Source organism: Pseudomonas viridiflava (assembly GCF_001642795.1).
Taxonomy (GTDB): domain Bacteria; phylum Pseudomonadota; class Gammaproteobacteria; order Pseudomonadales; family Pseudomonadaceae; genus Aquipseudomonas; species Aquipseudomonas viridiflava.
The window spans coordinates 1-8,306 of sequence record NZ_LKEH01000012.1 but is presented as its reverse complement, the minus strand read 5'-3'; the positions used below and the strand labels follow the sequence as shown (position 1 = coordinate 8,306).

Genomic DNA, 8,306 nt, shown 5'->3' with positions numbered 1-8,306 from the left:
CCCAGCGCACTGGTGCGTCTGGATGCCTGGCCGCTGACCGCCAACGGCAAGGTCGACCGTCGTGCCTTGCCCGTACCGGATCGTGACGCATTGAACACCGGCGAATACCAGGCGCCGCAAGGCGAGCTGGAAATTGCCCTGGCGGCGATCTGGAGCGAATTGCTGCAGGTTGAGCGGGTAGGGCGCCACGACCGATTCTTCGAGCTGGGCGGCCACTCATTGCTGGCCATGCGCATGGTGTCCCAGGTGCGCCAGCGCCTTTCACTGGAGCTTGCGCTGGGCGATCTGTTTGCCGACAGCGCACTGGCAGCCGTTGCGCGCTGCCTGGGCAGCACCGGGCGCAGTGAGCTGCCTGCCATTCAGGCCACCCGTCATGACGAGCCGGTGCCTCTGTCCTTTGCCCAGCAACGATTGTGGTTTCTGGCGCAAATGGAAGACGCCAACAGTGCCTACAACATTCCGCTGGGCCTGCAATTGAACGGCCAACTGGATACCCGCGCACTGAAACGCGCCCTTGAGCGCATCGTGGTCCGCCACGACAGCCTGCGCAGTCGTTTCATACAGCAGGAAGGCGAGGCCCGTGTGCAGGCTGCACCGGTGTCCGTCGTTCCCGACCTGCTCTGGCAGGACTTGCGCGGTCAGGACGAGCAGGCGCTGCAACGTGTGGTTCGCGAAGAAGCGGCACAGCCGTTCGATCTGCTGGATGATCTGCCGATTCGTGGGCGTCTGTTGTGCCTGGCCGAAGACCGGCACGTGCTGTTGCTGACCCTGCACCACATCGTTGCCGATGGTTGGTCGCTGGGCGTATTCACCCGTGAACTCACCACGCTGTACCGGGCTTTCAGCCAGGGGCTGGACGATCCACTGCCGCCGCTGGCCTTGCAGTACGCCGATTACACACTGTGGCAGCGCGACTGGCTGGACGGTGAGCGCATGAGCCATCAGAGCGATTATTGGCATCAGGCGCTGAGCGGCGCGCCAGCGCTGTTGACCCTGCCCACCGACCGGCCACGCCCGGCGCGTCAGGACTACTCGGGGGCGAGCGTTGCCGTGCGTCTTGATCCGCGCCTGTGCGATGACCTGAAAACCTTCTGCCAGCTTCATGCCGTGACACCGTTCATGCTGTTCATGGGGGCCTGGGCCGTGCTGCTGGCGCGCTTGTCAGGACAGTCCGAGGTGGTGATCGGCATGCCGGTGGCCAACCGCCGGCGCAGCGAAGTCGAAGAACTGATCGGTCTGTTCGTCAACACCCTTGCCGTGCGCATCGACACGTCCGGTGAGCCCGACGTCAGCAAGTTGCTGGCGCGCATCAAGTCTCAGGTGATCCAGGCTCAGGAACATCAGGACCTGCCGTTCGAACAAGTTGTGGAACGCCTGCGGCCGCCGCGCAGTCTGGCCCACAGCCCGTTGTTCCAGGCCTCGCTGGCCTGGGACGGCAGCCAGGGGCTTGGGCTGCAATTGGGCGACCTGCACCTGCAACCGCTGTCCGAGCAGCCGACCTTCGCCAAGTTCGACCTGACCCTGAGCATGGGTGAGACTGATGAAGGGTTCGGCGGTGTGGTGGATTACGCCACGGCACTGTTCGACGAATCGACCGTTGTACGTTATGTGGGTTACCTGGAGCAGTTGCTATGGACGATGGTCGGCAACGCGCACGCCGTGCCTGCCAGAGCCGGATTGCTGGGGCCTCAGGAGCGCCGTCGTCTGTTGGTGGAGTTCAATGCCAGCGAGCAGGATTTCCAGCTTGATCAGCCTCTGCAGGCGTTGTTCGAGGCGCAGGTGGCTCGGACGCCGGATGCCGTTGCGCTGGAGTCGGCCGGTGTCTGCCTGAGCTATCGCCAGCTCAATGAGGCCGCGAATCGTCTGGCTCATCATCTGATCGGGCAGGGCGTGCAGACTGAAAGCCGCGTTGCGGTGTGCCTGCAGCGTGGTCCGCAGCTGGTAGTCGGCCTGCTGGCTGTGCTCAAGGCCGGCGGTGCCTACGTGCCGCTGGATCCGGGCTACCCGATGGATCGTCTGGCCTACATGCTCGGCGACAGCGAAGCCGTGGCGCTGCTGGTCGATGGCACGACGCAGGCGCGTTTTGCCGATCGCCCGCTGCCGCAGGTGAATCTGGACAGTTGCACCTGGAACGCACAATCGCCCGAGAACCCGGTTGTTCAGGGGTTGGGGGCGGGCCATCTGGCTTACGTGATCTACACCTCGGGTTCTACCGGAGCGCCCAAGGGCGTAATGGTCGAACATCGCGGCCTGTGCAATCTGGTGCAGTGGAGTTCGCAATTGTGTCCGCCGGTGCCGAACGGTGCGCTGCTGCACAAGACGCCGGTGAGTTTCGATGCCTCGGTCTGGGAACTGTTCTGGCCCCTGTGTGCGGGCATGCGTCTGGTATTGGCGCGTCCCGATGGTCAGCGCGACCCGGCGTATCTGGTCCAGGAAATTCAGGACCGTCAGGTCAGCGTGGTGCAGTTCGTGCCCGCGCTGCTGCAACAGTTCGTCGATCTCGATGAAAGCGCCCATTGCGTCAGCCTGACCGACATCGTCTGTGGCGGCGGCGAACTGACCGCAGCCATGGCGGCACAGGTCCGTCTGCGTCTGCCACAGGTCCGTCTGCACAATGTCTATGGTCCGACTGAAGCCACGGTGGACTGCAGCGTCTGGACCCTGGAGCCTCATGAACCGGTTCCGGAATCGGCCTTGCCAATCGGTCGCGCAATCAGCAACACGCGGCTGTATGTTCTGGATGATTATGACCAGCCGGTGCCGCAAGGCGTGGTGGGTCAGCTGCACATTGGTGGTGCGGGTGTCACCCGTGGTTACCTGAACCTGCCTGACATGCAGGCCGAACGCTTCATCGACAGCCCGTTCGTACCCGGTGACCGCCTGTATCGCAGCGGCGATCTGGTTCGCCAGCGTGCAGACGGCCAGCTGGAGTTCCTCGGCCGCAACGACTTCCAGGTCAAGCTGCATGGCCTGCGCATTGAACTGGGCGAGATCGAAGCGCGCCTGAGCGCCCATCCGGCACTGCGTGAAGTGGCTGTGCTGCTGCATGGCGAACGTCTGGTGGCCTGGTTCAGCTGCCGCGAAGGTCATTCGGCACCTGGCATTGAGGCCTTGCGCGCCCATGTGCTGGCGCAACTGCCGGATTACATGGTGCCGACCGCCTATGTCGCGATGTCGGCCTTGCCTCTGAGCCTCAACGGTAAGCTGGACCGCGCAGCGCTGCCGGAACCGGACGCAAGCGCAGTGCTGAGCCGTCGCTACGAGGCGCCGCTGTGCGAAACCGAAGCGCTTCTTGCCGAACTCTGGGCCGAGCTGCTGAACGTCGCCCGAGTAGGGCGTCAGGATCACTTCTTCGAACTGGGCGGCCATTCGCTGCTCGCCGTCACGCTGATCGCACGCATGCGCAAGCTGGGCATGAGCGCCGACATTCGCGTGCTGTTCGCCCAGCCAACCCTAGCTGCGCTGGCCAGCGCGGTCGGCACTGACAGTGCGCTGCAGATTCCGGCGAACCGGATCGATGCGGATTGCCGTTACATCACACCGGACCTGTTGCCGCTGGTGCAGCTGGATCAAGAGGCCATCGACCGGATCGTCGCCCATGTGCCTGGCGGTGCTGCCAATCTGCAGGACATCTACCCGGTCGGGCCGTTGCAGGCCGGCATCCTTTATCACCACCTGGCCGCTGGCGACAGCGACCCGTACCTGCTGCAGCCTCGATTCACCTTTGCTGATGAGACACGTCTGGACGCGTTCTGCGGTGCGTTGCAACAGGTGATAGAGCGTCACGACATCCTGCGTACGGCGCTGTTCTGGGAAGGCTTGCAAGCTCCGGTGCAGGTCGTGTGGCGCAAGGCGACACTGCGTGTGGATGCGGTTGAACTGCAGGATCTGGACGACGCGCCGCGCATGGACCTGACCCAGGCACCGCTGCTGCATCTGGTACACGCTCATGATCCGGCCACCGGGCTGATCGCTGCGGCGCTGCGTTTCCATCACGTGGTCATGGACCATGTGGCACTCGATGTACTGGGCCAGGAGCTGCAAGGCATCCTGCTGGGCGACCACGCGCAGCTGGCCGAGCCTGTTCCATACCGCAACTACATCGCTCAGGTGCTGCAAGGCCCGGACGATGCCGCCCACGAAGCGTTCTTCCGCGAACAGCTGGGCGACATCGATGAGCCGACGCTGCCGTATGGCCTTGCGTTCGCCTCGCAGGAAGACATTCCCCACGAGGCACGTCTGGTGCTGGATGACACCCTGTGCCACAAGGTACGCGATCAGTCGCGTCTGTTGGGTGTCAGCGCCGCCAGTCTGATGCACCTGGCCTGGGCCCAGGTGCTCGGGCACCTGTCGGGACGCGAAAGCGTGGTCTTCGGCACGGTACTGCTGGGCCGCCTGCACGGCACCGAAGGTGTGGAGCGGGCGCTGGGTGTGTTCATCAACACCTTGCCGCTGCGCATCGAACTGGGCAGCCAGTCGGTGCGCGACGCTGTGCTCGACACTCACCGCAGGCTGACCGGTCTGCTGACCCACGAGCATGCGCAACTGGCGCTGGCCCAGCGCTGCAGCGCACTGCCTGCGGGCGCTCCGCTGTTCAACACCTTGCTCAACTACCGTCACAGCGCGGCACACAAAACCGCTGACGACGCGACTGTGCAGGCCTGGCAAGGCATCGAGGTGCTGAACGCCGAGGAACGCAGCAACTATCCACTGACCCTGAGCGTCGATGATCTGGGCGAAGGTTTCAGTTTCACGGCGCAGGCCACGCCGGGCATCGAACCGCAACGGATATGCGATTACCTGCACGAAGCGCTGACGCACCTGATTCTGGCGCTTGAACAGCAGCCGGACACGGACATGACGCAACTGGCCATTTTGCCTGCTGCCGAGCGTCAGGAACAGCTCAGCGTGTTCAACGATACCCGCCGTGATTACCCACGCGAGCAGCCTGTGCACCGTCTGTTCGAACAGCGTGCCGCCCGGCATCCTGATCGTGTGGCCGCCGAGCATGGCCAGCGCTCGATAACCTATGGTGAGCTGAACGCGCAGGCCAATCGCCTCGCTCATTACCTGATCGAACAGGGCATTGCGCCCAACGACCACGTGGCGATCGTACTTCCACGTTCACTGGAGCTGCTGGTCGGCCAACTGGCGGTGAGCAAATGCGCCGCGACCTTCGTTCCGCTGGATGTCAATGCACCTGCAGAACGCCAGAGCTACATGCTGGATGACTGCCAGGCCGTCTGCGTGCTGACTCGCAGCACGGCGCCCATCAACGCGGCAACGCGCCGTATCGATCTGGACAGCCTTGATCTGAACGGCCAGCCGGGACACGACCCGGAACTGGAGCAGGGTTCGGACACGGCGGCCTACGTCATGTACACCTCGGGCTCGACCGGCGCGCCCAAAGGGGTGCGCGTGCCGCATCGCGGTATCGCCCGTCTTGTGCTGAACAACGGCTATGCCGATTTCAACGAACATGACCGCATCGCCTTTGCGTCCAACCCGGCGTTCGATGCCAGCACCATGGAAGTGTGGGGTGCCTTGCTCAATGGCGGGCAGCTATGTGTGGTTGACCATGAAACGCTGGTCGATCCGGTTCGCTTCAGCGCCTTGCTGATCGATGCCCGAATCAGCGTGCTGTTCATTACCACGGCGCTGTTCAACCAGTACGTGCAACAGATTCCGCAAGCCCTGCAAGGCTTGAGGTTGCTGCTTTCTGGCGGCGAGCGCGCAGACCCTGCCAGCTATCGGGCGCTGCTGAGCCAGGCGCAGGGCCTGCGCCTGTTCAACGTCTACGGTCCGACCGAGACCACCACTTTCGCCACCACCTGCGAAGTGCGCGCCGTGTCCGAGGGAGACGAGAGCGTGCCGATTGGCCGTCCCATCGGCAATACGAGTATTTATGTGCTGGATGCTCATCAGCGTCTGGCGCCCAAGGGGGTGACGGGCGAGCTGTACATCGGGGGCGACGGCGTTGCGCTGGGCTACCTGAATCGCCCGGAGCTGAGCGTCGAGAAATTCCTTGTCGACCCGTTCAGCGATGAGCCAGGCGCCATGATGTATCGCACCGGCGACCTCGGTCGCTGGATGGAAGACGGTCAGCTGGAATGCCTGGGACGCAACGACGATCAGGTCAAGATTCGCGGCTTCCGTATCGAGCTGGGTGAGATCGTCAGCTGCCTGCACCAGTTGCCGGGCATTGGCGAAACCGTGGTGCTGGCTCGCGAGGACGAACCGGGCAACGTGCGACTCGTGGCCTATTACACCAGCCATGAAGAAGACACGCTGCTTGCCCCGGAACAGATGCGCGCGCACTTGCAGGCCAGCCTGCCGGACTACATGGTGCCGACGGCGTTCATCGAGCTGAAGACGCTGCCCCTGACAGCCAATGGCAAACTGGATCGCCGTGCGCTGCCCAAACCCGAACGTTCTGCGTTGTTCGGAGTGAGCTATGAAGCGCCTGAAGGCGAGTTCGAAGTGGCACTGGCCGAGATCTGGGCCGAGGTGCTGCAGGTCAAGCGAGTCGGCCGTCACGACCATTTCTTCGATCTGGGCGGGCATTCGCTGCTGGCCATGCGCATGGTGTCTCAGGTTCGCCAGCAACTGGGCGTGGAACTGCCGCTGGGTGAGCTGTTTGCCCTTGGTGAGCTGGCCGCTGTGGCGGCCGCGTTGTCTGGCGTGGCCCGCAGCGAATTGCCTTCGATTCTGCCGGTGAAGCGCGACCAGCCAATGCCACTGTCCTTCGCCCAGCAACGGCTGTGGTTCCTGGCACAGATGGACGGCGGCAACGAGGCCTATAACATCCCGATGGCACTGAGCCTTGAAGGCGCGCTCGACGTCACGGCACTGACGCGAGCCCTGGCGCGTATCGTCGAACGCCACGAAACCTTGCGCAGCCGGTTCGTGGCCAGCGGCGACAGTGCGCAAGTGCTGTTCGTGCCCACGCCCGCCGACGCCAGGCTGTTAGTCGAAGACATTCGTCACGCTCCCCTGAGCCTGGAGGCGTGTCTGCGTGCCGAGGCAGTCGCCCCGTTCGACCTGGCCCACGGCCCGCTGATCCGCGCCCATCTGCTGCAGGTTGCGGATGAGCGTCATGTGCTGCTGCTGACCGTGCACCACATCGTCGCCGATGGCTGGTCGATGGGCGTACTGACACAGGAACTGCTCGCGCTGTACCCGGCGTTCTGTCAGGAACAGCCTGACCCGCTGCCACCGCTGGCGATCCAGTACGCCGATTACGCTGTGTGGCAACGTCGCTGGCTGACCGGTGAGCGTCTGCAACACCAGGCCGCCTACTGGCGCCAAGTGTTGGAAGGCGCGCCGACACTGCTCACCTTGCCGACCGACCGTCCGCGTCCGGCACAGCAGGACTTTGCAGGCGCCAGCCTCGCGTTGCAGCTGGATGCAAGGCTTGCGGCCGATCTGCGCAAACTGGCGCAACGCCAGGGCGTCACGTTGTACATGGCTCTGATGGCCGCCTGGGCCACGACGCTCACACGTCTCTCCGGTCAGGCCGAAGTGGTGATCGGCAGCCCGGTGGCGGGACGCGGTCGTACCGAACTGGAAGACCTGGTCGGCCTGTTCGTCAACACCCTGGCCGTGCGTATCGACACCTCGGGCAGTCCGAGCGGTGAAGCGCTGCTGGCGCAGGTCAAGGCGCGTGTACTTGAGGCGCAGGACCATCAGGACCTGCCGTTCGAGCAGGTCGTGGAAGTGGTTCGCCCGACACGCAGCCTGGCCCATGCTCCATTGTTCCAGACCACGCTGAACTGGATGCCGGGTAAGCACGTTGCCGTACCGCTTGGCGGTCTGGTGGTGGCGCCTGTCGAACAGGTCAGTCAGGTGTCCAAGTTCGACCTGTCGCTGAACCTGAGCGAGCAGGGCGAAACCTTGGTCGGTTCGCTGGACTACGCCACGGGGCTGTTCGACGAAGCGACGGCGCAGCGGTATCTGAACTACTTCGTGCAGATCCTTGAAACGCTGGCGACTCATGAGCACACGCGGCTTGATCGCGTTGCTCTGGTCGGCGAGCAGGAGCGGCGTTACCTGTTGGAAACGCTCAATGCGACTGCCGTGGCGGTGGATAACGAGCAGACGGTGCACGCCATTATCGAAGCCCGTGCAGCCAGCGCGCCCGAAAGCGTTGCGGCACAGGTCGGCGAGCGTCGTCTGAATTACGGCGAACTTAACCTGCGCGCCAACGCGCTGGCCCATCATCTGATCAGCCTCGGCGTGCGCACCGACGACCGCGTGGCCGTCATGGCCCGTCGCGGCCTCGATACGCTGGTGGCCATGCTCGCGGT

At 64.0% G+C, this 8,306-nt stretch carries 1 protein-coding gene; it reads left to right on the top strand.

The window, feature by feature from the left end; genetic code table 11:
* Positions 1-8,306: non-ribosomal peptide synthetase (locus AO065_RS00100; protein ID WP_155737744.1), on the top strand; the 8,306-nt coding region annotated here is incomplete at both ends.